This window comes from Novosphingobium sp. FG90, from assembly GCF_057808725.1.
The window spans coordinates 81,012-105,428 of the sequence record NZ_JBMDIO010000009.1 but is presented as its reverse complement, the minus strand read 5'-3'; the positions used below and the strand labels follow the sequence as shown (position 1 = coordinate 105,428).

Below are 24,417 nucleotides of genomic sequence, written 5' to 3'. Positions count from 1 at the left end.
CCCTTTGCGATCATCAACGAATGAATTCGACGCGCGAACACTTGTCGCCTTCGAAGCTGTAGACCGCGATCACGTCGAACGGGTCCACGAGTTCCGAACCATCGCTCGCAGGGCCGCGCGTCACATGCTCGCGCATCAGCACGTAAGCGCCGATCTGCGAAGCCTCGACTATCTCGGCCTTGTTCTGCGGCCACTTGACGAAAGCGGCGGCGAGGCCCGAGCGGGTGCCCTCCTTGCCTTCGCGCACGACGGCGCCGCGATAATTCGCCTCGCATGCCTCATCGGTCATGTACGAGACGTAAGTGTCGACGTCCTGCGCATTGTAGGCCGCGATCATGGCCTTGGCAGTATCCAGAAGGCTCAACGGTCGCACTCCCCGAACACGATGTCCATGGCGCCCAGGATCGCCGTGGCGTCAGGCAGCATGTGGCCCTTGGACATGAAGTCCATCGCCTGCAGGTGCGAAAACGCGGTCGGGCGGATCTTGCAGCGGTAAGGCTTGTTCGAGCCGTCCGAGACCAGATAGACGCCAAATTCGCCCTTGGGGCTTTCGGTCGCGACGTAGACTTCGCCCGCCGGGACGTGGAAGCCTTCGGTGTAGAGCTTGAAGTGATGGATCAGCGATTCCATCGAGGACTTCATCTCGGCGCGCTTGGGCGGAACGACCTTGCGGTCGGTGGAAGCCACCGGACCTTCGGGCATTTCGCGCAGGCACTGCTTCATGATGCGGGCAGACTGGCGCACTTCCTCGGCGCGGCACATGAAGCGGTCGTAGCAGTCGCCGCTGGTGCCCACGGGAACCTCGAAGTCCATGCGGTCATAGACGTCGTAGGGCTGCGCCTTGCGGATATCCCAGGCGATGCCCGAACCGCGGATCATCGGGCCGGAGAAGCCCCATGCCAGCGCGTCTTCCTTCGACACCGTGGCGATATCCACGTTGCGCTGCTTGAAGATGCGGTTGTCGGCGACGAGGCTCAGCGCGTCCTCGAACAGTTCCGGCAGGCGCGTGTCGAGCCAGTCGGCGATGTCGGTCAGCAGCTTGAGCGGCACGTCCTGATGCACGCCGCCGGGACGGAACCAGGCCGAATGCATGCGGGCGCCCGAGGCGCGCTCGAAGAAGTTGAGGCAATCCTCGCGGATTTCGAACAGCCACAGGTTCGGCGTCATCGCGCCGATGTCCATGATGTGCGAACCCATGTTCATCATGTGGTTGCAGATGCGGGTCAGCTCGGCGAACAGCACGCGAAGGTACTGGGCGCGCAGCGGAACCTCAAGGTTCAGCAGCTTCTCGATCGCGAGCACATAGGAGTGCTCCATGCCGAGCGGCGAGCAGTAGTCCAGGCGGTCGAAGTACGGCAGCGCCTGGAGGTAGGTCTTGTGCTCGATCAGCTTCTCGGTGCCGCGATGCAGCAGGCCGACGTGCGGATCGATCCGCTCGATGATCTCGCCGTCCAGCTCCATGACCATGCGCAGAACGCCGTGGGCTGCCGGATGCTGGGGACCGAAGTTGATGGTGTAGTTGGTGATGACCTCGTCGCCGGTGGTGGGCGACTGTTCAAGCAGCATGCTCACTTGGCGTCTCCCTTGTCCGACTTCGCATCGTCCGACTTTTCGGCGGCCTTTTCGTTCGCCTTGTCACCGGCGCCGGTGTCGGCGGGCTTCTCGGTCGCCTTGGGCGTGGCAACTGGCGGAGGCGTGGGAGCCGCAGCCGGGACAGCCGGAGCCTTCTCGTCACCCGGAAGGATGTAGTCGGCGCCTTCCCACGGGCTCATGAAGTCGAACTGGCGCAGATCCTGGGCCAGATTGACCGGTTCGTACACGACGCGCTTGTCCTCTTCGGAGTAGCGCAGTTCCTGGTAGCCGGTGAGCGGGAAGTCCTTGCGGAACGGGTGGCCCTCGAAACCGTAGTCGGTGAGGATGCGGCGCAGGTCCTTGTTGCCGGCGAAGATCACGCCGTACATGTCGAACACTTCGCGTTCCAGCCAGCCGGCGTTGGGCCACAGGGTCGTGATCGTCGGGACCGGCGTATGCTCGGCCGCCGTCACCTTCGCCATGATGCGATGGTTCTTCGTGACCGACAGCAGCATGTAGACGACTTCGAAACGCTCAGGCCGCGACGGATAGTCGACGCCGGCCATTTCCATCATCTGCTGGTATTCGTGATCGTCGCGCAAGATGCGCAGAGCGTTCTCGATCTCGTCGCGCGCGATGGTGAGCACGATCTCGCCATGCTCCTCCTTCGCGGAGACGACCTTCGAGCCGAGCGCGGCAACGAGGGCGTCAAGGACACCCTCGTTCGAGGCGATCTTCGGAGCGGAATGCAGAACGGGCATCTGGTCCTTACCTCTCGACGGTGCCCACGCGGCGGATCTTGCGCTGCAGCTGCATCACGCCATAGAGCAGCGCTTCGGCAGTCGGCGGGCAACCCGGCACGTAGATGTCGACGGGCACGATGCGATCGCAGCCGCGCACCACCGAGTAGCTGTAGTGATAATAGCCGCCGCCATTGGCGCACGAGCCCATCGAGATGACGTACTTGGGCTCCGACATCTGGTCGTAGACCTTGCGGAGCGCCGGAGCCATCTTGTTGCACAGCGTGCCGGCCACGATCATCACGTCCGACTGGCGCGGGGAAGCGCGCGGCGCGGCGCCGAAGCGCTCCATGTCATAGCGGGGCATGTTGACGTGGATCATCTCGACCGCGCAGCACGCGAGGCCGAAGGTCATCCACCACAGCGAGCCGGTACGAGCCCACTGGAACAGCTCCTCGGTGGAGGTGACGAGGAAGCCCTTGTCGGACACTTCCTGGTTCAGATCCTTGAAGAACGACTGGTCGGGCGCGGTGATCGCGCCGCCGACCGGCGACGTGGGGGCCAGAGGCTGGCCCGCCGAGTTAACGAGCGTGCTCATTCCCAGTCCAGAGCTCCCTTTTTCCAGGCATAGGCGAGGCCGATGGCCAGTTCGCCCAGGAATACCATCATCGTGGTCCAGCCAGCCCAGCCCGTCAGCTTGAGCGACACGGCCCAGGGGAACAGGAAGGCAGCTTCGAGGTCGAAGATGATGAAGAGGATCGCCACCAGGTAGAAACGCACGTCGAACTGGCTGCGCGGATCTTCGAAGGCGGGGAAGCCGCACTCATATTCGCTGTTCTTGTCGGCGTTGGGCTGGTGCGTGCCGGTCAGCCGGGCAACGCCCAGCGGAAGGAACACGATCACGGACGAAAGCCCAAGCGCGATCACCAGGAAGATGAGGATCGGCAGGTATTGCGACAGATCGGTCAATGTTCTTGCCTCTTACCGCGAATGCGACGTCGGCGGACTCGGATTGGTCATGGTGAGCCCGTCAAGTTGGCGCGTCCTTAGGCCAGCCCACCGCGCCTCGCAAGGGTATCCCGGTACAATAATCCGCCATTCACATTGCATTGCAACACGACAAACTGTCCAATCCCGCAGTTTCTAGGCGATCCGGGCGCGGTCGGCGCCTGACGCAATCGTCAAGGCGCGGGATGCAACCGCTTTGTTGCGAATTATTCGCGAAACTCGATCGACATATCTTGGCAATGAACTCTGTCTTCCCATGTTTCGAACGAAACCGACCGGACGGTGTCGAGACGGCTCGTTCTGTCGCATCATTGCAATTGACGCAGCGCAACATTATTCCGTTCGTCAACTAGAACAGTCACCAGTGTGAAAGGTATGCCAATGGCCCAGATTTCGGCTTCCGACCCAATTGTTGTCCTCTCCTACGCTCGCACGCCGATGGGCGGCCTGCAGGGCGCGCTGGCGGACGTCTCTGCGACTGACCTCGGCGCGACTGCGGTGAAGGCCGCTGTAGAGCGCGCGGGTGTTTCGGGCGATGACATCGAACGCATCTACATGGGCTGCGTGCTGCCCGCCGGTCTCGGACAGGCCCCCGCTCGTCAGGCCGCTATCAAGGCCGGTCTGCCCAAGTCGGTGCAGGCGACGACCGTGAACAAGGTCTGCGGCTCGGGCATGCAGACCGTCATCATGGGCGCAGAGGCGCTTGCCGCCGGTTCGCTCGACGTGGTGATCGCGGGCGGCATGGAATCGATGACCAACGCGCCCTACCTGTCGAAGAAGCACCGCTCGGGCGCCCGCGCCGGTCATGACACGATCTACGACCACATGTTTCTCGACGGTCTGGAAGACGCTTACGAGGGCGGCTCGATGGGCTCGTTCGCACAAGTTACCGCAGACGAATACCAACTGACGCGCGAGAACCAGGACGACTACTCGATCGAATCGCTGCGCCGTGCGCAGGAGGCGATCAGCACCGGAGCCTTCGCCGGAGAGATCGTCCCCGTGACGGTGAAGACCCGCAAGGGCGAAGTCGTCGTCGACACCGACGAGCAGCCGCCCAAGGGCAACCCGGACAAGATCCGCACCCTGCGCGCCGCTTTCGCCAAGGACGGCACCATTACCGCCGCCAGCTCGAGTTCCATCTCGGACGGTGCCGCCGCCGTGGTCCTCACCCGCAAGAGCGTCGCCGATGCGAAGGGTCTTGCCCCCGTCGCCACCGTCGTCGGTGTTGAAGCGCACGCGCAGGAGCCCGCGAAGTTCACGACTGCTCCCGTCGGCGCGATCACCAAGCTGGTCAAGAAGGTCGGCTGGGAACTGTCGGACGTCGATCTGTTCGAAGTGAACGAAGCCTTCGCCTGCGTCGCGATGTTTGCGATGCATGACCTCGGGATTCCCCACGAGAAGGTCAACGTCAACGGCGGCGCCACTGCGCTGGGCCATCCGATCGGCGCCTCGGGCACGCGCATCATCGTGACGCTGATCAACGCGCTGAAGGAAAAGGGCCTCAAGAAGGGCGTCGCGAGCCTCTGCATCGGCGGCGGTGAAGCCACTGCGATCGCGGTGGAACTCGCCTGACCCGAAACAAGGCCCCTGCCCCGCCACATGGGCGGGGGCCATTTCCCAGGTATGACTGTCGGCGCGTGACAGCGCTGCCGCAACTAGCCTTAGGTGCATATTAACCAGTCAACCCTAACAGCCGTCAGGTTTCTGATGACTAGGGTTGCCGATGTTCGACGTTCTGCTGTGCATTCACGATCAGCATGACAAATGGTTTGTCCTGCTGGCGGCCGCGATCTGCATCGTCTCGGCCCTCTGCGCGGTACAACTCCTGCGCCATGCACGCCACTTGTCGGGATCGGCCGCAGTTCGGTGGATTCTGGGAGCGGGCAGCGCCATCGGCTTCGGCATCTGGGCTACCCACTTCGTTGCGATGCTCGGCTACGGCCCGGGGCTGGTCGTCGGCTATCATGTGCCCGCCACCCTGATCTCGCTGTTCACGGCCGTGGCGATGACCTCGCTGTCCTTCGTCGTCTCACTTGCGCTGCCAGACCGCAAGGGCTTCGCGCTGGCCGGGCTTCTCGCAGGTTCAGGCATCGTCGCGATGCATTACATCGGCATGTCCGCTATCGAGTTTCCGGCGGAGATCCACTGGCGCCCCGGTTATGTCGCGGCCTCGCTGGCGTTCGCCGTCCTGCCGGCGTGTCCCGCCCTCGCCCTTTCGGTAACGGGTCGCTCGATCGCCAGCGCACTGGCAGCCGCCGGGCTGATTGCGCTCTCGATCATCTGCCTTCATTTCACCGGTATGGCCGCCATGCAACTGATGCCCGCACAGATCGATCTGCACGGCGGCGTCCTGCTCTCGCCGGAGAGCATGGCAGCCGCGATCAGCGCCGGGTCGCTCGCCCTTCTCGCCATCAGCATCGCGGTCCTGAGCATCGCGCGCAGCGCCCGCCTGGTGCTTCATGCGACCGAACGCGACATGAGCATCCTCGTCAAGGGCATCACCGACTGCGCCATCTACATGCTCGACCGCAACGGCCAGGTGGTCAACTGGAATGCCGGGGCGCAGCGCCTCAAGGGCTATGCCGCCGACGAGGCCGTGGGGCTTCCCCTCGCCGCCTTCTACACGCCCGAGGACCAGGCCGACGACCTTCCTCGCCGTGCCGTCGCTCACGCTGCGAAGACCGGGAAATTCAGCGGCGAAGGCTGGCGCATGCGCCGCGACGGCACTCGCTTCTGGGCACACGTCACCATCGAGAAGGTCGCTAATGAACTGGGCGAGCACATCGGGTTCGCCAAGATCACGCGAGACATGACACGGTTCAAGGAGGACGAGGACCGCGTTCGGGAAATGGCCGGCCACCTCGATGCGGCGCTTGCCAACATGCACCAGGGCCTGTGCCTGTTCGACGCCGACAACCGCCTGAGGGTGGCCAATCCAAGGTTCGGCGCAATCTGGGGTATTGCCCCAGGCACTTCGATCGCAGGCCTCGAAGCCGGATCAGTGGCCGACATCGTCCTCGCCGCGCCCGCCGGCCGCGCCGCCTCACCCGAACGCCGCAGCGACCTGCGGCAACGGTTGATGCGCCCCGCCGCCGACATCGCCGCGCCGGTCATCATCGACCTGGGAGAAACCCTCGTCGTCTCGATGACGAGCCGCGCCATGCCCGGCGGCGGCCGCGTCGTCACCTTCGACGACATTACCGAACGCCGTCGCTCCGAGGCGAAGATCGCGCACATGGCGATGCACGACAACCTCACCGGCCTGCCCAACCGCAACAGCTTCGCCCATTGGATCGACTCCGAACTGGATGAGGCCCGGCACTTCGGGCACCAGCTTGCTGCCGTCATGATCGACCTCGACCGCTTCAAGGAAATCAACGACACGCGGGGACATTCCGCCGGTGATGCCGCGCTGCAGCACCTCGCGCAGCGCATGATCGACGTACTCGAGGACGGCGAGATCGTGGCGCGTCTGGGCGGCGACGAATTTGCTGCGGCCAAGCGCTTTCGCGATCGCGACAGCCTGGATTCCTTCCTCCGCCGCGTCGAGCAGTGCTTCGAGACGCCGTTCGGGCCGGACGGCAATGCCTTCCACCTGGGCGGCAGTATCGGCGTGGCCATATTCCCGGAAGATGGCGACCGGCGCGAGCAATTGCTCAACAACGCCGACCTCGCCATGTACCGCGCCAAGGGCAGCGTTACCGAAAGAATTGCCTTCTACGAGCCGGAAATGGACGAGACCGCGCGCGCTCGCCGCCAGATCGCCAACGACCTGCGCCATGCGGTCGAGCGCGACGAACTGATGCTGCTCTATCAACCGCAGCATGGGCTGGCGACCGGCAGCCTGACGGGTTACGAAGCGCTGCTGCGCTGGCGGCACCCAACGCGCGGCTACGTCTCGCCGATCGAATTCATTCCTATCGCCGAGGAAACCGGCGAGATCTTCCGCATCGGCGAATGGGTCATGCGCGAAGCCTGCCGTGAGGCGCGGTCCTGGCCCGAGCATCTGAAGGTCGCCGTCAATCTCTCGGCGATTCAGCTACTCCAGAACGACTTCGTCGCGATCGTACAGAACATTCTCCTTGAGACCGGCCTGTCGCCGCAGCGCCTCGAACTGGAAATCACCGAGACCGCGATCATCACCGACAAGCTGCGCGCCCTGCATTTCCTGCGCCAAATCAAGACCCTGGGTGTCAGTATCGCGATCGACGATTTCGGGACGGGATATTCCTCGCTGGATACCCTGCACTCGTTCCCGTTCGACAAGATCAAGATCGACAAGTCGTTCGTGCTCCGCTCGCAGCAGAGCGTCGAGGCCTGCGCGATCATCAAGGCGGTGCTGGCGCTCGGCCACAGCCTGAACGTGCCGGTCCTGGCCGAAGGCGTCGAGACGGTCGAGCAACTGGACCTGCTTCGTGAGCAGGGCTGCGACGAAGCGCAGGGATTCTATTTCGGCAGGCCGGGCCTCTCGCCGAGCAGCCTTGCCGCCGGCGTTACCCTCCTGCAGGTCAGTTGAGCACGGAAAGTCCGGACGCTCAGGGCGCTCCGGTGCCCCAAAGCTGATCCTCGCGCACGAAGCCCTTGTGCCCGTCGGTATCGAATGGGCACCAGCCCTCCTTGCATTCGCCGAGCAGACCGACCACGCCCGGCGCGACACGCCACAGCATCGCGGCGCCGCTCTTTCCTTCGGCGCGCATCTCGATCAGGCCGCCATCCTTAACCATTGCGGCGCGCTGGCGGGACAGCAGCAGGTCGCGCATCCAGCCTTTCGAGCCGTCCGGGTCCTCAACCAGTCGCCACGGCCCTTCACGGCGCAGGACCTTCACCGGCAGGTGCGGGCGTCGATAGACCCAGTCGATACGATACGAATCGCCCGGTCCGACACGCAAGTTGGCGATTTCAGCGTCGATCGACGCCCAATAGGGCACCTTGTCGTCATTGGCGGCGCGCGCCGGCTGCGCGGCAAGAAGGCCGAGCACGGCTGTCGCAAGCAACAAGGGCGACGAAAGGAATGCGGGACGGTTCATCGCGGCGATCTTACCGCGCGGCGAGGAGGCCCATCAAGGGCGCTTGACCACGCCCCTGTGGACGGCCTAGCCCATGTCCCGAAATGGATACCGCGCGCCCGCTCCCGCCCCGTCCCCGCGTGATCCTCACGCGACGGCTGCTGCCGGAGGTGGAAGCACGCATGGCCGAACTTTTCGACCTTGTTCCCAACCGCGACGACCGGCCGATGACGCGACCCGAGATCGAGGCCGCCATGCGCGACTGCGACGTGCTGGTGCCGACCGTCACCGATATCATCGACGCGGCGATGATCGCCGGCGCCGGAGATCGCATCGCGATGCTCGCCAGTTTCGGAGCCGGCACCGAGCACATCGACGTCGCCGCCGCCCGCGCCCACCGCATTCTGGTGACCAATACGCCGGGCGTCTTCACCGATGATACCGCCGACCTCGCTCTTGCGTTGATCATACTCGTCTCGCGGCGTTTCAGCGAGAATGCGCGGACACTGCGCGAAGGGCGATGGGAAGGATGGGCACCCTCCTCGATGCTGGGCCATTCGCTCAGCGGCAAGACGCTCGGCGTGGTCGGCATGGGACGGATCGGGCAGGCCGTGGCGCACCGTGCACGGGCGTTCGGGCTGCATATCCGCTACCATAACCGGCATCGCCTGCCCCCTGCGGTCGAGAACATGGTTTCTGCCCGCTACGAGCCCGATCTGGACCGGCTCGTCGCTGAAGCCGACATCCTGACCCTGCATTGCCCCGCCGGACCTGAAACCGAGCACTTGGTCGATGCCCGCCGCCTTGGCCTGATGAAGCCGGGCGCGTGTCTCGTCAACACAAGCAGGGGGCGCCTCGTCGACGAGGATGCGTTGATCGCGGTGCTGTCTCAGGAGCGTATCGCGGCGGCTCTGGATGTTTTCGAACGCGAGCCGCAAGTGAATCCGCGACTGCTCGCGATGCCCAACCTCGTCGCCCTGCCGCACCTCGGCAGCGCCACTTACGAGGGACGAGGGGCCGCGGGGCACAAAATCGTCACCAATATCCGCTCATGGGTCGACGGCCACCGCCCGCCGGACATGGTGCTTCCCGACCTGCCCTGAGACGGCGGTTTTCGCCCACCAGTCCACTTCGGGATTGCAATCACTTGTCCCGAATTAGTTTCCTGATCTAACCCGGCGTAAAGAGTTCGTCCGCTATCGCGGCGGCGAATCTCATGGGGAATGACCGCGCGATGATCAGGCGTTCGACAATGGCTGCCAGCCTTCCACTATCGACGGCCTTAGTCGTGCTGGGTGCGCTGGTGCCGACGGCTGCCTTCGCGCAGGATGGGCGGCTCGACGTCGCGGATGGGGGAGACACCGCATGGCTGCTCGCCGCGTCGGTGCTTGGATTGATGACGTTGCCAGGCCTTGCATTGGTCTATGCTGGACGGGTGCGCGCGAAGAACGCCCTTTCCGTGCTGCTCCAGTGCGGCGCGATTTTCGCGGCGGCTTCGACGCTCTGGATTATCGTCGGCTATACGCTCGCCTTCGGCGACGTCGCGGGTGGCTGGCTGGGCAAGGGTAATGCCTGGATGCTGATCACGCTGGGCAACGTGCGTGCGGGAACCACCGTTCCGGAAAGCGCCTATGCCCTGTTTCAGATGGTCTTCGCCGCCCTCGCCCCTGCCCTGCTGGTCGGTGCCGGGGCCGAACGCGCGCGGTTCGGATGGATCGTCACCTTCGCGGCATTGTGGAGCCTCGTCGTCTATGCGCCTGTCGCGCACTGGATCTGGGGCGGAGGCTGGCTGGCCGAAGGCGTGGGCACGCTCGACTGGGCCGGCGGCATCGTCGTCAACGTGACGACGGGGATATCGGCGCTGGTCATCGCGGTAATGCTCGGACGGCGCAAGGGCGTCACCCAGGGGGCGGTCACACCGCAGGGTCCGGCCCTGTCCATTGCGGGCGTGGCGCTGTTGTGGATCGGCTGGCTCGCGCTGAGCGGCGGCTCGGCCATCGCTGCCAACGACGATGCGGCAGCTGGGATCATCGCCCTGCATGTGGGCACCGCCGCCGCCGCAACGGCATGGCTGCTGGTAGAGCGGCTGACCACCGGGAAGCCGACCGCGATCGGCTTCGCCAGCGGCGCCATGGCCGGTCTCGCGACGCTGGCTCCGGCCGCAGGCTTCATATCGCCGGGCTCGGCCCTCCTTCTCGGATCGATGGGCAGCGTGACCTGCCATTTCGCGGGGCTGCTGGTGCGCCGCAAGCTGCTGATCGACGATGCGCTAGGCGTCTTCGCCGTACAGGGCGTAGGCGGCATTGTCGGTTCGCTGCTGCTCGCGCTGTTGCTGTCCGAAAGTCTGGGCGGCGTCGGTTATGGAGAAGGGATGAATCCGGTCGCGCAGTTGGCGGCTCAGGGCATCGGCGTGCTGGTAGTCGGGGTCTGGTCGCTCGTCGGCACGGTGATCCTCGCTCTCATGGCCTCGCTCGCGTTTCCCATGCGGGTGTCGGAGGACGCCGAGCGCGAAGGGCTCGACAGCGCCTCACATGGCGAACGGGCATGGAATTTCGATTGACACTCACCCCCGGAAAACCGGAAATGGGACGATGATCACCTATTTCCGGCAGGCTGGCCGCAGTGTCGCCCGCTCCCTGGACTTTCGCGGCAAGGCCGACCGCCGCGAGTTCATCACCTATATCCTGATTTCGCAGATTCCAGTCGCAGTGCTGGCACTGGCGACGAGCTGGCTCGATCCCAGCCCTATCCTGCGCGCCGTCATGCTGGGCGTACAGGTGAAGGTCGCCCTGCCCGTGTTCGCCCTGTCGATCCGCCGCTTTCACGATCTAGGCCGCAGCGGTTGGTGGAGCGCCCCGCTGCTGATCCTTGTCGCCCGCGCCCTGCTGCTCGAACTCATCGGCATCCTTGCCGGATGGAGCATGCGCAGCGCCATCGAGGCAGTTTTCAGCTATATCGACTGGCTGCTGACGCTGCCCGCCGTCGGCAGCTTCGTTGCGATGGTGGCCTGGCCCTCCCGCTCCGAAACGGCAACGGCCGGCACGGATCGCTCCGTGCCGGCCATCTGAAAGCCTCGTTGTCCTGACCGGTCAGTCGCCGGTAAGGATGCGATCGACCAGTTCCTTCACAGTGGGCGTGAAGCCGTTGGAATAGAACGGATCCTGCTTGAACTTGTAGGCCGCGTGACCGGCGAACATCAGGTTCTCGTCGATCGGACCGCCGTGAGCGATATCCTGCAGGGTCTTCTGGATGCAGAAGCTGCGCGGGTCCGCCAGACGGCCGGTGGTGTAGTCGTCGTGGTCTTTCCACGACGAGAAACCGCAGTGCGACAGGCAGCCCATGCAGTCGGCCTGATCCTTGCGGATTTCGTCGCGCTCGGCCGGGTTCACGAAGATGATCGTGTCATCCGGCGTGCGCAGGCCATCGGTGAAGCCCTGCGCCGACCAGGTGCGTGCGCGCTCCAGATCCTTGGGGGCGACCCAGAAGTTCTTGCCCTTCACGCCGACGTCGAGACGCACGGTGTGCACGCCCGCTTCGACCTTCGAGTAGGGGATCTGGCGCTCCGAACGCGCTTCCAGATTGCGCAGAAACGGATTGCGCACCGCCGAGGAATAGAAACCCGTCGGCGAGAAGCGGTGCAGCAAGACGTCGCCGGGCTCCAGCGTGCGCAGGTGATCCTTCCACGCCTGCGGGATCGGGCTCTCGTGCGTCAGCAGCGGACGGGTGCCGTACTGGAAGGCGATCGAGCCGAGTTCCGGGTTGTCGATCCAGTCGTTCCAGTCGCGCAGGAACCACACGCCGCCCGCCATGACGATCGGCACGCTGTCCGGCACGCCTTCGGCGCGCATGGTGTCGCGCAGGGCCTTGACGCGGGGGTACGGATCCTCGGGCTTGAGCGGGTCTTCAGCGTTGGACAGGCCGTTATGACCACCGGCCAGCCACGGATCCTCGTAGACGACCGCGCCCATCAGGTCGGCAACCTTGTGATAGGCACGCTTCCACAGGGCGCGGAAGGCGCGGGCGGAGCTGACGATCGGCAGGTAGTTGACGTTGAAGCGCGCCGCGATCTCGGACAGTTTGTAGGGCATGCCCGCGCCGCAGGTGACGCCGGTGACCATGCCGCGGGTCTTTTCCAGAACGCCTTCGAGGATCTGCTGCGCGCCGCCCATTTCCCACAGGACGTTGATGTTGATCGCGCCCTTGCCGCCCGAGATGTCGAAGGCCCGGCGGACCTGCTCGACCGCGCCGTCGATAGCGTAGTCGATCAGTTCCTGGTGGCGTTCCTTGCGGGTCAGCGCATTGTAGATCTGCGGGATGATCTTGCCTTCGGCGTCGTAGCTGTCGGCATTCACCGCGCTGACCGTGCCGATACCGCCCGCAGCCGCCCACGCGCCCGAACTCATGTGGTTCGTCGCGGCGACGCCCTTGCCGCCTTCGACCAGCGGCCAGACTTCACGGCCACCATAGATGATCGGCTTGAGACCCTTGAAACTCATTTTCTCTCGTCTTTCCCCAGGCTTTCGCGGCTCAGCCCTGCGATCCATTGGTTTTCGGCGGCGCTACCCCCGAAATTCGGCACGGCTTTATATCTGCCGGCGCAGGCCTTGCCCCTGCGACTTCAAACTGCGCATAATAGCCCTGTAATTCGGGCTTGCGAACAAATTCCGTCAACCGATAGCCCACCGACGCAAATTCGCAGAAAAGCAGCGACGGCGGCAGGCCATGGGTTCCGGCCGGACGATCGACGTCGACAACCACGATCTTGCCGCCGGGGCGCAGCGCCGGGCGCAGCCTCCAGAGGAAACCGTAAGGGTCGCCGACCTCGTGATACATGTGCACGAGGAAGATGCGGTCGAAGCTCTTCTCTGGCAGACTCGGGTCGCTCGGGCGGCCCAGCTTGATCGAGACGTTCTCCAGTTCCTCGCGCATGACGCGCGTGGCGAGGCGTTCGTTCGCCCCGCGATCGATGTCCTCGCCCAGCACCCGGCCCTTCTTGCCGACGCGGTGAGAGAGGCGCACGGTATAGTACCCCTCGCCCGCGCCGAGATCGGCAACGCTCATGCCGGGCGCCACGCCCGCAAGGTCCATCACCGTGTTCGCCTCGCCCGAACTGTCGCGCTGGGCTTCGGTCGAGAACGTGCTGGAAGTGCTTTGCGCGATCGGGCGATCGGGCTTGGGAAACTTCGGCGCGCCCTTCTCCCGCCCGTCATCGACGGCAGGCTGCTGGCACGCAGCCAGCGCCAGCACGGCAGGAATGAGGGAAAACGCGCGGAACATGCGGCCCCTTAGCGCCTGTGCGCCCGATTGGCAAAACGGTTGAAAGAGATCCGTCGCATTCATGCCCCCACGCCCCGGCCAGTGTCCCGAGACGAGACGACCGCTCTGCCTCAGTCGGCGTCTTCGACTTCGACCTTCTCGCCGGTCACGCGCTGCGACAGGGCCGCGGCCATGAAGGGATCGAGCGCGCCGTCGAGCACGTCGCCGGGGGCCGTCGAGACGACCCCGGTGCGCAAGTCCTTTACCTGCTGATAGGGCTGTAACACGTAGGAACGGATCTGGTGGCCCCAGCCGATGTCGCTCTTGCTGGCATGCTCGGCGCTGGCGGCCTCTTCACGCTTGCGCATCTCTTCCTCGAACAGGCGCGCCTTGAGCATGCCCATCGCGATTTCGCGGTTCTTGTGCTGCGAGCGGTCGATCTGGCTGGCGACGACGATGCCGGACGGCCCGTGCGTGATGCGAACGGCCGAATCGGTGGTGTTGACGTGCTGACCACCGGCGCCCGAAGCGCGGTAGGTGTCGATCTTCAGGTCGGCCGGGTTGATGTCGATCTCGAAGCTGTCGTCGATAACCGGGTAGACCCAGACCGACGAGAAGCTGGTGTGGCGACGTGCCGAGCTGTCATAGGGGCTGATGCGGACGAGGCGGTGGACGCCGCTCTCGGTCTTGGCATAGCCGTAGGCGTTCTCGCCCTTGATCAGCAGGGTACAGCTCTTGATGCCCGCGGCTTCGCCCGCGTGGTAGTCCACCAGCTCGACCTTGTAGCCGTGACGCTCGGCCCAGCGCGTGTACATGCGCTGGAGCATCTCGGCCCAGTCCTGGCTCTCGGTGCCGCCCGCGCCGGCGTGGACTTCGAGGTAGGTGTCGTTGCCGTCCGCCTCGCCCGAGAGCAGCGCAGTGACCTTGTCCTGGTCGGCGCGTTCGGCCAGCGCGGCAAGCGCGGAAAGACCTTCGTTGACGGTATCCTCGTCGCCTTCCATCTCGCCCAGTTCGACGAACTCGACAGCGTCGGCCATCTCGGCGCTGATGGTGTTCACCGCCCCGATTGCGGCCTCAAGACGGCGGCGTTCCTTCATGACCGCCTCGGCCTCCTTGGGCTTTTCCCAAAGGGTCGGGTCCTCGACGCGCGCGTTCAGCTCGTCGAACCGGCGCAGGGCGCGGTCCCAGTCGAGGAACTTGCGGACCAGCGCGAGGGCCTTCTCGATGCGGACAATGTGGGCCTGCCCCTCGGCACGCATGACGAAAAACTCCGATGAGCCGGAATTGCGACCGGCCTAAAACAAACGAGCCGCACCGCTTAGCGCAGTACGGCTGTTTGTAAAGTGGCGCTCAGGCCGTTCGGCGCAGGGGGCGCGAAATCACCCCGGACGCTTTGCCTTCATCGCCTTGACCGCCGCCAGCGTCATCGTGACATGTTCGCGATAGTCCATGTCGGAATGGACGAAGACGACGTGGCCACTCTGGTCGATCACGTAGCTTACCCGCTGGGTCATGCCCGCCGGGACACCCGGGCGGGTGAGTGCGACGTCGTATTCCTTCGTCACCTTGGGGCTCGCCGTCGCCACCGCGAACTTGTCGCGGCATTCCTCGGTCGAGAATTTCTTGAGCGTCGGCAGATCATCCGCCGACATACCCACCACAGTCGCGCCAAGCTGCGCGAACTCGGGCGTGGCTTCGGCAAAGGCGTGAGCCTCAAGCGTGCAGCCCTGCGTGAACGCCTTGGGGTAGAAGTAGAGCACGACCGGCTCCTTCTTCAGTGCCTTGGCAAGATCGAAATCGACTTCCTTGCCCGCCTTGGCACCTTTTGCCGCGAACTGCGGCGCCTTCGCGCCGACCGCCAAGCTGGCATGCGCGGTGCCCGAGACGGCAAGGAGCCCGAAGGCGGCGACAGCGGGGAGAAGGCGGTTCATGACGCGGATAGTGACCCGACTATCCGCGCCTGTCCAGCATGTTACTCGATCCAGCCGAGAACGGTGCCGACTTCGTAAGTCTCGCCCGTCTGCGTAACGATCTTGAGCGTGCCGGTGGCGGGGGACTCGACCTCGTTGGTCGATTTGTCCGCCTCCAGCGAGAACAGGGGCTGGCCTTCGGTCACTTGCGCCCCATCGGCAGCGAGCCATTCGGCAACCTGGCCCTCCTGCATGGAGAAACCGATCTTCGGGAGCAGGATTTCGACGGCCATGGTGATTGTGATCCCCTTCGCGTGCCCGGCACGGCGGGCTGTTTGATCGATGGGTAGCGCACTCGCGGCAGCAGGCAAGCGAGGGGCGGACATATCCGTCTCGGCGATGTTGCGCGTGGCCGAGAGGGCTTCGACAAGCTCAACCTGAGCGGATGTGAGAGGCCTCGATACCCCCCGCTCACCCTGAGCTTGCCGAAAGGTGCCTGCCCTACCCCCGCCCATCCTCGTGCGCCATCCAGTGCACGAAGCGGTGGAGCGGATACATCGCATCGTGCGGGTTACCGATGGTTGCAGGCCCCGCCTCGCCCAGATGGACGATCCGCTGTGCGCCTCCGGCGGCGAGGCGGTCGCGGTAGGTGGCCATGCGGTCGAACGGGTAGAAGCCGACCGTCTGCGTCGCCACGTTGATCCACTTCACCGCATCGTCGAGACTGTCGACCCGCACGACGTTGGCGGTCTTGTTGATCGGGTGGAAGTCCACCGGTTCGTCCGAGCGGATCACCAGCCCTCGCCCGTCGGTGCGCCCCCAGACGCCGTATTCGTCGTCCATGAGCGTCATCGATTCGACCGCCTCGCGCATGTCCATGTCGAGCGGGCGGACGTCGCCGCTCTCGGCCGCTCGCCGGGCGATGTGGTGATGCAAGCGTGCACAGAAGCGGTCCACTGCCGCCTCGTCTCCCTCGACGAACTGGAAGCGGCTGGCGACGCAGGCCTCCTGGTTGAGTGTCATCACATCCACCGAGCACAAGTCCGCCACCCGGTCGATGGTCTCCTCGTCCGCCAGCGCCTCGCGCCCGACCATCGAGATCGAGGTCTTGGGATCGAAGGACACCAGTTGGAAGCCCGGGCCGAGGTACTTGATGACGTTGTTGATAGCGTCACCGCCGCCCCAGGCGACGATCTTGTCGAAGTACTGCGGACGATAGAGCACCCGCTCGGTCGCATCGTCGCCGCCGCGCCAGTAGACCGCCGACATTGAGCGCACGATCGGATGGGTGGGATCAAGGTCTGCCATCGTGCGCAGGATCGCGACCATGGTGAAGGGATCGGCGCTGCTCATCTTGAACAGGTTGATGCCCTTGACCATCGCGCCCTGCGCCACCGACTTGACCGCGACGCCGGGAGAATTGCCCGGCAGCACATGGATCAGGCGCGGTGCGAAGGCGCGCACGAAGCTCCTGCGGCCGGTGAAGTCCTGCTTGGGCACCCATTCGTCGAGTGCGCGCGGATCGGGGAAGTTCTGTTCGACTTCCGCCATCAGCACCCGCTTGTCGAGATAGGCCGCCGCGTGGCGCGCGGTGTTCTCGACGACGGCGCGCGGCAGGATATGCGTGCGGCACATGCGCTCGATGCATTCCTGCATGTGGTCGTTGTCGGTCGCGAGCAGGCGCTGGCCGGTCTCGACGAGGAAGTCGATGATCTCGGCCAACGGCACATTGAGGAGCGGCGGCACTTCGGTACGCGGCGGCACCGCCCGGTCGAACGGGATGCGCGGGGTGGCGAACGTGACGCCGAGATCGCGCGACTTCTGGATCACGTCGGTCCCGTGCAGCACCTCGCCGCGCAGGAAGAACGGGGCGGAAACGAGGTCTTCGCTGACCTCGGGCTGTGCGATCTCGTTCATGCCACACCTCGCACGTAGGCATCGACGGTGCCCGCGCAGCCGATCTTGTCGTCACCTTCGAGGTCCGCGTAGCGCGCGATATCGTCGCGGATCGACGGGCCATGGTTGCCGCAGGCGCAGGGGGAATAGTCCAGCGAAATCCTGTCGCCGGTGATGACCCCGCCCCAGCGACCGTCGAGGGAGAGGTCGAAGAACGCCGCGCGCCCTTCCTGTTCGCCTCTCGCATGGGGAAGCGCCTCGTCACCCGACTTGTCGAGCAGCACCGGCACGATCCACGGCGGCACGTGATAGCGCCCACCCTCGCGACACTTGGGCATGCCGGAGTTCAGTTCCTGCATCGAATAGTTCTGGAAATGCCGGTCGGCCGGGATGTTGAAGGTCTCGAACACGTAGTCCTGATAGTCCGCCGGAAGCTGCGCGCGCTTGAGGCCGCCGCCGACATAGATCGAGTTGTCGGGATCGAAGTCCTCGCGCCCGTATCCCGCGTCGCGCACCGCCTTGGCGACCTGCCACAGTCCGTTCCACAGCCCCGAAAGCTGGAGCTTGCGGTGTCGGTTCTCGATGATGAACTGCGCCGTCGCGGGCACCGCATCGGCGACCAGCCGCGCGCGCTCGGCCGAGGTTTCCTCGAAGGCGGCGATCTCGTCCGGACGGGCAGTGCCTTCGGCGATCTTCTTGCGCATGACCACCATCGCCGTCAGCGAACCAACCGTGATCGGCGGCACCGGGTAGTTCCAGCGCGGCCACTCCGGATTGGCGAAGGCTTCGTACTGCGCCTGCGCGATCGTGGCGTTCTTGGGCACCGTCGCCACCGGGGCGCAACCGATGATCAGCCGGTCCTGCGCCGGAACCACGCCCGAGCCCCATGCGAAGACGTTGACCGTGTCTATCCGCGACCAGTCCATGTCCTTCTGCGAGGCGATCAGCATCGCCGACTTGCCGGTGGTCCCGCTGGAACAGGAGATGAAGTGCCCCTGCTCGGCCAGCCGCGCGATCCAGTCGTCGATGCCGTCGATCCCGTCCAGCGCAATGCCCTCGATAGAATGCGCGGAAACCGTGCCGAGCCACTTGGTCAGCCGGTCCCAGCGTTCATCCATCAGGTAGCTTTCCGGGTAGGACTTGTAGGCGGTGTGGGGGAACAGCACCGGCACCATGTCCTCGATCCGGCCGATGCCGTCGATTCCGGCATCGCGGGCACGCAGGCCAAGCAGCTTGATCCGGTCGCGCCGCTCCTGGAAACGCTCGTCCAGCGCGGCAACCTGGGTTTCCTTCAATTCGTCCGCCGAGAACGCAAAGCGCTCCGGATCGGCCACCAGGGCCGTGAGCTTGTCTACTGCGACACCCATGATCTCGTCTCTCCTCTCCCTCGTCATCGCGACTTGCTGGACAGCAGGCCGCGACTCGATTAATAGCACCTTATGAGTTTCATTATTCACGAGCCTCTTGGCGACGCAAGCCAAATCGGGTCCATGGAGACCATGCTCGACGATACGCCCCTATCCGTTGCCAAGGCCGGTCGGCCCACACGCGAACAGGCTCAGGCCCGGCACGTCGCCCTGCTCGACGCCGCGCTCGAACATTTTCTCGACAAGGGATACGAAAGCGCCACGATCGAGGGGATCGCCGCCGATGTGAACATGACCAAGCGCACGGTCTACGCGAAGCATCCGGACAAGGCGGCGCTGTTCCGGGCCGCCCTGCGCCATGGCACGCAAACCCGCGCCGTCAGTGCCGAGACGATCGCCGCCACCCGCAAGGACACGCTGGAGGATACGCTGGTCGCCATCGCGATGCTGCGCATCGGGCTGGTGGCCGAGCCTGCGGGCGCCAAGCTGCAGCGCCTCATCAATACCGAGAGCTACCGCTTCCCGGACATCATGCAGACCTACTATGGCATCGCCGCCCTGCCGACCGTGCGTTTCCTTGCGGATATCCTCGGGGAGGAGACCCGTGCGGGACGACTCGCCATCGGCGACGCGATGCTTGCGGCCAACGTCTTCATGAGCATGGTCGTCAGCGGCCCGGTGCGCTTCATTCTGTCGGGCAACACGCTGGCGAGCGAAGACGTCGACAGGCGCGTGCGCTTCGCGATCGACCTGTTCCTGAAGGGGGCGTTGCCTCGATGATCTGACGACACATCGCGACGCGGCAAAAGCCGCGCGCGTCATGGGAGAGAGCCGAAGTGACCTATTTCCGCGAGTTTCGGGTCAACTGGACGGTGCTGCTCGGCGCCGCACTTGGCGTGGCGCTGGGGTCGGCGCTGAACCACTACATGACCAACCTCTTCGCGCCCGAACTGATCGCCGAATTCGGATGGGACAAGGCGCAGTTCGCCCTCGTCGGCACGCTCGGCCTTGCGAGCATGTTCGTCGTGCCGTTCTGGGGCCGCTTCACCGACAGGCATGGCGCGCGGATTTCCGCGACGATCGGCTTCACGGCGGTCCCGCTCACTTTCCTCGCCTTCAGCTTCATGCGGGGGAACATCTACGAGTTCTTCGCCATAACCCTGATCCAGCATCTGTTCGGCGTGCTGACGACGACGCTGGTGTTCACGCGCGTCGTGATCCAGCGCTTCGACCTTGCGCGCGGCATGGCGCTGTCGGTGCTGATGAGCGGGCCTCCGCTGGTGGGCGCTGCAGTCGTGCCGCTGGTCGGCGAAGTGATCGATGCAGAGGGCTGGCGCGCGGGCTATCGCCTGCTCGCGGCGATCTCGGCGCTGGGCGGGATAATGGCGATCACGCTGGTCGGGGGACGACGCAAGGGAGAAGCGGCGCCCGAACGCACCGCCGCGTCGATAAGCCTTGCGCAGTTCCTGGCCTTGGTGCGCCACCCCGCCTTCATCCTGATCGTGGCGGGCATGTTCTTCTGCAACGTGCCGACAGTGATCGTATCCTCGCAACTCAAGCTGGTGCTGGTCGAAAGCGGCGCGACGAGCCAGTTCGCCACCTGGATCATCTCGCTCTACGCGGTGGGCGTCATCGTCGGGCGCTTCATCAGCGGCATCGCGCTCGACAAGGTCCCGGCGCAGACGGTCGCGCTGACCGCGCTGGGGCTTCCCGCGATCGGCTTCCTGATCCTCGCGTCTCCGGCCGAGCAGCCCTGGGTGCTGGCGGCGGCGGTGCTGCTCGTCGGACTGGCGCAGGGCGCGGAGGGCGACATCGGCGCCTATCTGACATCGCGCACCTTCGACGTCGCGAACTTCAGCCTCGTCTACAGCTTCCTGATCGCCTCGATGGGGCTTGCCAGCGCGGTCGGCTCACTGGTGCTGAGCGTGACGCTGGGGAGGACAGAGAGCTTCGACCTGTTCCTGCTGTTCTGCGCCGCCATCACCATCGTCGGTGCGCTCTGCTTCTTCATGACCGGGCGCGGCGGTCACCCTCCCGGTAACGAGGCTTCGCCCGAACCCGCGCCATCCATCTGATGCTTTCTACACGCACAAGGACATCGCCATGACATCATCCCCTGCACACAGTCCAAAAAGCGGCCCAAACCGCGATGCGGACAGAGTTGTCGTCGTGACCGGTGCCAGTTCCGGCATCGGCAAGGCCAGCGCCGCCGCTTTCGCGGGCATGGGCTGGCACGTCATCGCCACCGGCCGTGACCCTGCACGCTGCGATGCCGCCGAGACCGAGCTTCGCGCCTTCGGCAAGGTCGATTTCCTCCGCGGCGACTTCGCGGAAATGGCGGACGTCCGGCGCGTGGCAAGGGAGATCGCCGGGTTGACCGACCGGGTCCACGTCCTCGTCAACAACGCCGGCGGCATCCGTGACGGCCTCTACGTCTCGTCCGAGGGGCTGGAATCGACGTTCGCGGCAAATCATCTCGCGCCTTTCCTGCTGACGCGCGAACTGCTGCCGTTGCTCGAGTGCGCGGCCGCGGAAAGCCCTGCCGGGACGGTGAGGGTCATCGCGGTGTCATCGCTCGCGCACGAGCAGAGCGAGGCGATGCGCTGGGACGACCTGATGATGCTGGACGACTTCGCGGCCGGTCCTGCCTATTGCCAGGCCAAGCTCGCCAATCTCCTCTTCACGCGGGAACTGGACCGCCGCCTTGCCGACAAGGGTATCACCGCTCAGGCGATGCATCCGGGCAAGGTCGGCTCCAACTTCTCCAGTCATGGCGAGGTCTCGCTCCAGACCTACATGGCGAGCCAGGACCTGATTCCGCCCGAGCAGCCAGCGCGCACTATAGTCTGGCTGGCGACCGCCCCGGAGGCCGGAGAGAACGGCGGGCGCTACTTCCACGACCTCGCCGAGATCGCCGCCGCCCCGCAGGCGCTCGACGATGCAGCGGCGATGCGGCTGTGGCAGGAAAGCGAGCGGATCCTGGCAGGCACCTGAACGCATCGCCCCGTGCCTGCTCTTTCATAGAGCGGGTCACGGGGCGACGTTGTGCGACCCTGAAGGGCTGCCGCCTGGGGCGCGGGTGGAGGAGAGAGCGTCTCCGCGCCCCCGGTCGCGATGCGCGAGCGACCATCTGCGGCTGTGATTCTGGTATATATATCACAAACGATTGCAAATTGTTCTTTGGTCCTAGAGGCTTTTGCCTATCGCGCAATTGATGCCGCACCAACCATCGCAGCAAGGCAGAACGCGTGCTTGACCCCGTCGCCACCGACGACGCAAGGATGCGGCGATAATCCTTGCACGGGACCTTGCCTGATGACACCGATCGACCGTCCACGCCGCAGCGCGCTCTATCTTCCGGCCTCTAACGCGAAGGCGATCGCCAAGGCGCGCACCCTGCCCTGCGACGTGGTGATTCTCGACCTCGAGGATGCGGTCGCTCCCGAGGCCAAGGACGAAGCCCGCGCCGCCGCCGTCGCGGCGATCGCGGAAGGCGGCTTCGGCCACCGCGAAGTCGCGATCCGGGTCAACGGGCTCGACACCGAATGGGGCGCCGCCGACCTCGCTGCCGTCGCAGGGTCGGGCGCCGACGCAGTGCTGGTGCCCAAGGTCAACGGCCCGCAGGACATCGACCGGCTGGAGGCCGCGCTTACCGGAGCACCTGCGGCAATGCAGCTGTGGGCGATGATTGAAACCTGCGCGAGCGTGTTCGCGCTCGAACCTATCGCCGCCCGGGCGCGTTCGACGCGGCTGTCGCTGTGGATCATGGGGCTCAACGATCTCGCCAAGGAAATGCGCGCGCAGTCGACGCTCGAACGCACGCCGTTCCTGCCGTTCCTGTCGATGGCCGTGGCAGCCGCGCGCGCGCATGGCGTCACCGTGCTCGACGGCGTCTGCAACGAATTCCGCGACCTCGGCGTGTTCGAGGCCGAGGCGCGTCAGGGCCTGCTGTTCGGCTTCGACGGCAAGAGCCTGATCCATCCCGCGCAGATCGAACCCTGCAACGCGGTGTTCTTTCCCAGCGAGACGGACCTTGCCTGGGCGGCTTCGGTGATTTCCGCGTTCGAGCAGCCCGAGAACCAGGGAAAAGGCGCAATCAAGGTCGATGGCAAGATGACCGAACTGCTGCATCTGCAGCAGGCCCGGCGGCTGGTCGCCGTGTCGGAACGGATACTTCAAGCTCAGGATGAGCGGGGGTAAATCGATGAGCGGGAATGTCACCCCCGCTCATAGTCCCCTCAGTCTGAGCCTGTCGAAGCTCCTTCCAGCAAACGCCTACTTTGCCGCCGCACCCTTGCCGATCACGCCGTGCTCGTTGGCAATCACCTTGAGCACTGCCGTCCAGGCATCGACATTCTGCTGCAACGCTGCCGGATCGACCTTGTCGAACGTGTCGTCCGGCGTGTGGTGGAGGTCGAAATAGTGCATCCCGTCCTGCCCGAGGTCGATCACCGCCAGTTCCTGCGCCTTGATGATCGCGGCAACGTCGGCGCCGCCCTCGGTCTCGCCTTCGTGCGGGACGATACCCATCGGCCAGAGCGCCGCCTTCACCTTGTCCACCATCGGCTTGTTGTCCGCGGCGGTGTTGAACTTCGCCGCCCACACCGTGTCGGCACCGAAATCGCTTTCCATCGCGACTGCATGCGGCTCTGCGGCATGCATCCGCGCGTAGGCAGCACCGCCTCCGCCACCGACACCCATCTCCTCATTGCCCGACCACAGCACGCGGATCGTGCGCAGCGCCTGCCCGCCTTGCTGCGCCGCCAGCGCCGCCGCCGTCACGATCGCGCAGCCCGAGGCGTCGTCGATGGCGCCGGTGCCGAGGTCCCAGCTGTCGAGGTGGCAGGCGATGACGATGATCGGCAGCGAGGGATCGCGCCCCGGCAGGTCCGCGATTACGTTGCCGGAAGGTGCGTCGGGAAAAGGTTTGCCCTCCAGCTTCAGATCTATCGCCATCGGCTTGCCCCGTGCCGCGGTCCGGGCGACCAGATCGGCGTCGGGATTGGAGACCGCGCCCGCCGGGATCGGCTGGACGTCCTTGGCGAAGACCGTGACGCCGGTATGCGGATTGCGGTGGCTATCGGTCCCGGCCGAGCGGATCACCACCCCCGCCGCGCCCTTGCGCGAGGCGATGGACGGCCCCTGCCGGCGCACGTTTCCGTAGGGACCATAGCCCGAACCGTCCTGCGCCGCGCGCATCGCATGGTCTATGAAAGCGACCTTGCCCTTGAGCGAACCGTCCGGCGCGGCTTCCAGCGCAGCCAGTGTAGGGAAGTAGACCAGTTCCGCCTTCAGCCCGCCCTTGGGCGTCGGCACCGAGAAACCGAGCGCAGTGATCGCCAGCGGCTGCGCGTAAGGCGCCGTCAGCTTCGCGCTCTCCGGGCCACGGGTCCAGGCGAGGGTCTTGAACTCTTCGACCCGCACGTTCTGGAAGCCGAGCGCCTTCAGCTTGGCCGAACCCCAGTCACGCGCACGCGCTTCCGCGTCCGAACCGGCCATGCGCGGACCGATCTCGGTCGTCAGGCCCTCGACGATGTCCCAGGCGACACCGGAACCTTCCTGGGGAGTTGCGGAAGCCGGAACGGCGGCGGAAAGCGCGGCGGCCAAAAGTGCTGCGCGAATGGCTGGGAGGGTGCTCATGCGGCAAGTGCTAACCGAG

The 24,417-nt window shown here is 65.2% G+C and carries 23 protein-coding genes; 9 read left to right on the top strand and 14 right to left on the bottom strand.

Annotated features, from left to right (window positions below):
- Window positions 1-13: 13 nt before the first annotated feature.
- From ACODRZ_RS10790 to ACODRZ_RS10770, 5 genes are read right to left on the bottom strand one after another with little or no spacing between them, the layout of a single operon-like run.
- Window positions 14-364 carry a nuclear transport factor 2 family protein gene (locus ACODRZ_RS10790; protein ID WP_488970475.1) on the bottom strand — a complete coding sequence of 117 codons (351 nt, stop codon included), beginning with the start codon at window positions 362-364 and terminating at the stop codon, window positions 14-16.
- A complete protein-coding gene (locus ACODRZ_RS10785; protein WP_036522905.1) occupies window positions 361-1,566 on the bottom strand; it encodes an NADH-quinone oxidoreductase subunit D in 1,206 nt (401 codons plus the stop codon). Before ACODRZ_RS10785 ends, ACODRZ_RS10790 begins: the two co-directional genes overlap by 4 nt.
- A 2-nt stretch (window positions 1,567-1,568) precedes the next feature.
- Window positions 1,569-2,333: an NADH-quinone oxidoreductase subunit C gene (locus ACODRZ_RS10780; RefSeq protein ID WP_488970474.1), complete on the bottom strand. Its 765-nt coding sequence runs from the start codon at window positions 2,331-2,333 to the stop codon at window positions 1,569-1,571.
- Window positions 2,334-2,340: 7 nt separating this feature from the next.
- Window positions 2,341-2,910: a NuoB/complex I 20 kDa subunit family protein gene (locus ACODRZ_RS10775; protein ID WP_043975218.1), complete on the bottom strand. Its 570-nt coding sequence runs from the start codon at window positions 2,908-2,910 to the stop codon at window positions 2,341-2,343.
- Entirely contained in the window at window positions 2,907-3,281 is a 375-nt protein-coding gene (locus ACODRZ_RS10770; RefSeq protein WP_103094667.1) for an NADH-quinone oxidoreductase subunit A, read from the bottom strand. The genes ACODRZ_RS10775 and ACODRZ_RS10770 overlap by 4 nt, the downstream gene beginning before the upstream one ends.
- 420 nt (window positions 3,282-3,701) lie before the next feature.
- Here ACODRZ_RS10770 and ACODRZ_RS10765 point away from each other — a divergent pair, with 420 nt between their 5' ends.
- Both ACODRZ_RS10765 and ACODRZ_RS10760 read left to right on the top strand, forming a co-directional pair.
- On the top strand, window positions 3,702-4,895 hold the full coding sequence (locus ACODRZ_RS10765; protein WP_488970473.1) for an acetyl-CoA C-acyltransferase: 1,194 nt from the start codon (window positions 3,702-3,704) through the stop codon (window positions 4,893-4,895).
- 151 nt (window positions 4,896-5,046) lie between these two features.
- On the top strand, window positions 5,047-7,839 hold the full coding sequence (locus tag ACODRZ_RS10760; protein WP_488970472.1) for a bifunctional diguanylate cyclase/phosphodiesterase: 2,793 nt from the start codon (window positions 5,047-5,049) through the stop codon (window positions 7,837-7,839).
- A 19-nt stretch (window positions 7,840-7,858) separates the two neighbouring features.
- Here the strand turns inward: ACODRZ_RS10760 and ACODRZ_RS10755 are convergent, their stop codons facing one another.
- A complete protein-coding gene (locus ACODRZ_RS10755; RefSeq protein WP_488970471.1) occupies window positions 7,859-8,350 on the bottom strand; it encodes an SH3 domain-containing protein in 492 nt (163 codons plus the stop codon).
- A gap of 83 nt (window positions 8,351-8,433) precedes the next feature.
- Between ACODRZ_RS10755 and ACODRZ_RS10750 the strand changes: the two genes are divergently transcribed.
- The 3 genes from ACODRZ_RS10750 (at window position 8,434) to ACODRZ_RS10740 (ending at window position 11,397) form a co-directional block, all read left to right on the top strand.
- Window positions 8,434-9,432 carry a 2-hydroxyacid dehydrogenase gene (locus ACODRZ_RS10750; RefSeq protein ID WP_488970470.1) on the top strand — a complete coding sequence of 333 codons (999 nt, stop codon included), beginning with the start codon at window positions 8,434-8,436 and terminating at the stop codon, window positions 9,430-9,432.
- A 149-nt stretch (window positions 9,433-9,581) separates the two neighbouring features.
- A complete protein-coding gene (locus ACODRZ_RS10745; RefSeq protein WP_488970469.1) occupies window positions 9,582-10,889 on the top strand; it encodes an ammonium transporter in 1,308 nt (435 codons plus the stop codon).
- A gap of 31 nt (window positions 10,890-10,920) precedes the next feature.
- The gene (locus ACODRZ_RS10740) at window positions 10,921-11,397 is read left to right on the top strand and encodes a DUF805 domain-containing protein (protein ID WP_488970468.1); all 477 of its coding nucleotides are present in this window, start codon (window positions 10,921-10,923) and stop codon (window positions 11,395-11,397) included.
- A 21-nt stretch (window positions 11,398-11,418) separates the two neighbouring features.
- Here ACODRZ_RS10740 and ACODRZ_RS10735 read toward each other — a convergent pair whose 3' ends face one another.
- From ACODRZ_RS10735 to ACODRZ_RS10705, 7 genes are all read right to left on the bottom strand, one after another.
- Window positions 11,419-12,825, bottom strand: coding sequence for an NAD(P)H-dependent flavin oxidoreductase (locus ACODRZ_RS10735; RefSeq protein ID WP_488970467.1), 1,407 nt, complete (start codon window positions 12,823-12,825; stop codon window positions 11,419-11,421).
- A 31-nt stretch (window positions 12,826-12,856) separates the two neighbouring features.
- Window positions 12,857-13,606 carry a class I SAM-dependent methyltransferase gene (locus ACODRZ_RS10730; protein ID WP_488970466.1) on the bottom strand — a complete coding sequence of 250 codons (750 nt, stop codon included), beginning with the start codon at window positions 13,604-13,606 and terminating at the stop codon, window positions 12,857-12,859.
- 110 nt (window positions 13,607-13,716) lie between these two features.
- Window positions 13,717-14,844: a peptide chain release factor 2 gene (gene prfB / locus ACODRZ_RS10725; protein WP_488970465.1), complete on the bottom strand. Its 1,128-nt coding sequence runs from the start codon at window positions 14,842-14,844 to the stop codon at window positions 13,717-13,719.
- 120 nt (window positions 14,845-14,964) lie between these two features.
- Window positions 14,965-15,516 (bottom strand): peroxiredoxin, encoded by a 552-nt coding sequence (locus tag ACODRZ_RS10720; RefSeq protein ID WP_488970464.1) that lies wholly within the window; start codon window positions 15,514-15,516, stop codon window positions 14,965-14,967.
- A gap of 41 nt (window positions 15,517-15,557) precedes the next feature.
- The gene (locus ACODRZ_RS10715; protein ID WP_008830979.1) at window positions 15,558-15,788 is read right to left on the bottom strand and encodes a biotin/lipoyl-containing protein; all 231 of its coding nucleotides are present in this window, start codon (window positions 15,786-15,788) and stop codon (window positions 15,558-15,560) included.
- 208 nt (window positions 15,789-15,996) lie between these two features.
- Window positions 15,997-17,412: an acyl-CoA reductase gene (locus ACODRZ_RS10710; RefSeq protein WP_488970463.1), complete on the bottom strand. Its 1,416-nt coding sequence runs from the start codon at window positions 17,410-17,412 to the stop codon at window positions 15,997-15,999.
- Window positions 17,409-18,758, bottom strand: coding sequence for a hypothetical protein (locus tag ACODRZ_RS10705; protein ID WP_488970462.1), 1,350 nt, complete (start codon window positions 18,756-18,758; stop codon window positions 17,409-17,411). The genes ACODRZ_RS10710 and ACODRZ_RS10705 overlap by 4 nt, the downstream gene beginning before the upstream one ends.
- Window positions 18,759-18,890: 132 nt before the next feature.
- Here ACODRZ_RS10705 and ACODRZ_RS10700 point away from each other — a divergent pair, with 132 nt between their 5' ends.
- The 4 genes from ACODRZ_RS10700 (at window position 18,891) to ACODRZ_RS10685 (ending at window position 22,958) form a co-directional block, all read left to right on the top strand.
- Window positions 18,891-19,538, top strand: coding sequence for a TetR/AcrR family transcriptional regulator (locus ACODRZ_RS10700; protein ID WP_488986197.1), 648 nt, complete (start codon window positions 18,891-18,893; stop codon window positions 19,536-19,538).
- A gap of 56 nt (window positions 19,539-19,594) precedes the next feature.
- Complete coding sequence (locus ACODRZ_RS10695) at window positions 19,595-20,833, top strand: MFS transporter (protein ID WP_488970460.1); 1,239 nt, start codon at window positions 19,595-19,597, stop codon at window positions 20,831-20,833.
- A gap of 28 nt (window positions 20,834-20,861) precedes the next feature.
- On the top strand, window positions 20,862-21,752 hold the full coding sequence (locus ACODRZ_RS10690) for an SDR family NAD(P)-dependent oxidoreductase (RefSeq protein ID WP_488970459.1): 891 nt from the start codon (window positions 20,862-20,864) through the stop codon (window positions 21,750-21,752).
- Between the two features lie 321 nt (window positions 21,753-22,073).
- Entirely contained in the window at window positions 22,074-22,958 is an 885-nt protein-coding gene (locus ACODRZ_RS10685; RefSeq protein WP_488970458.1) for an HpcH/HpaI aldolase/citrate lyase family protein, read from the top strand.
- Window positions 22,959-23,033: 75 nt separating this feature from the next.
- On the opposite strand, the gene ACODRZ_RS10680 is transcribed toward ACODRZ_RS10685, so the two are convergent.
- Window positions 23,034-24,398 (bottom strand): M20/M25/M40 family metallo-hydrolase, encoded by a 1,365-nt coding sequence (locus ACODRZ_RS10680; RefSeq protein ID WP_488970457.1) that lies wholly within the window; start codon window positions 24,396-24,398, stop codon window positions 23,034-23,036.
- Window positions 24,399-24,417 lie beyond the last annotated feature (19 nt).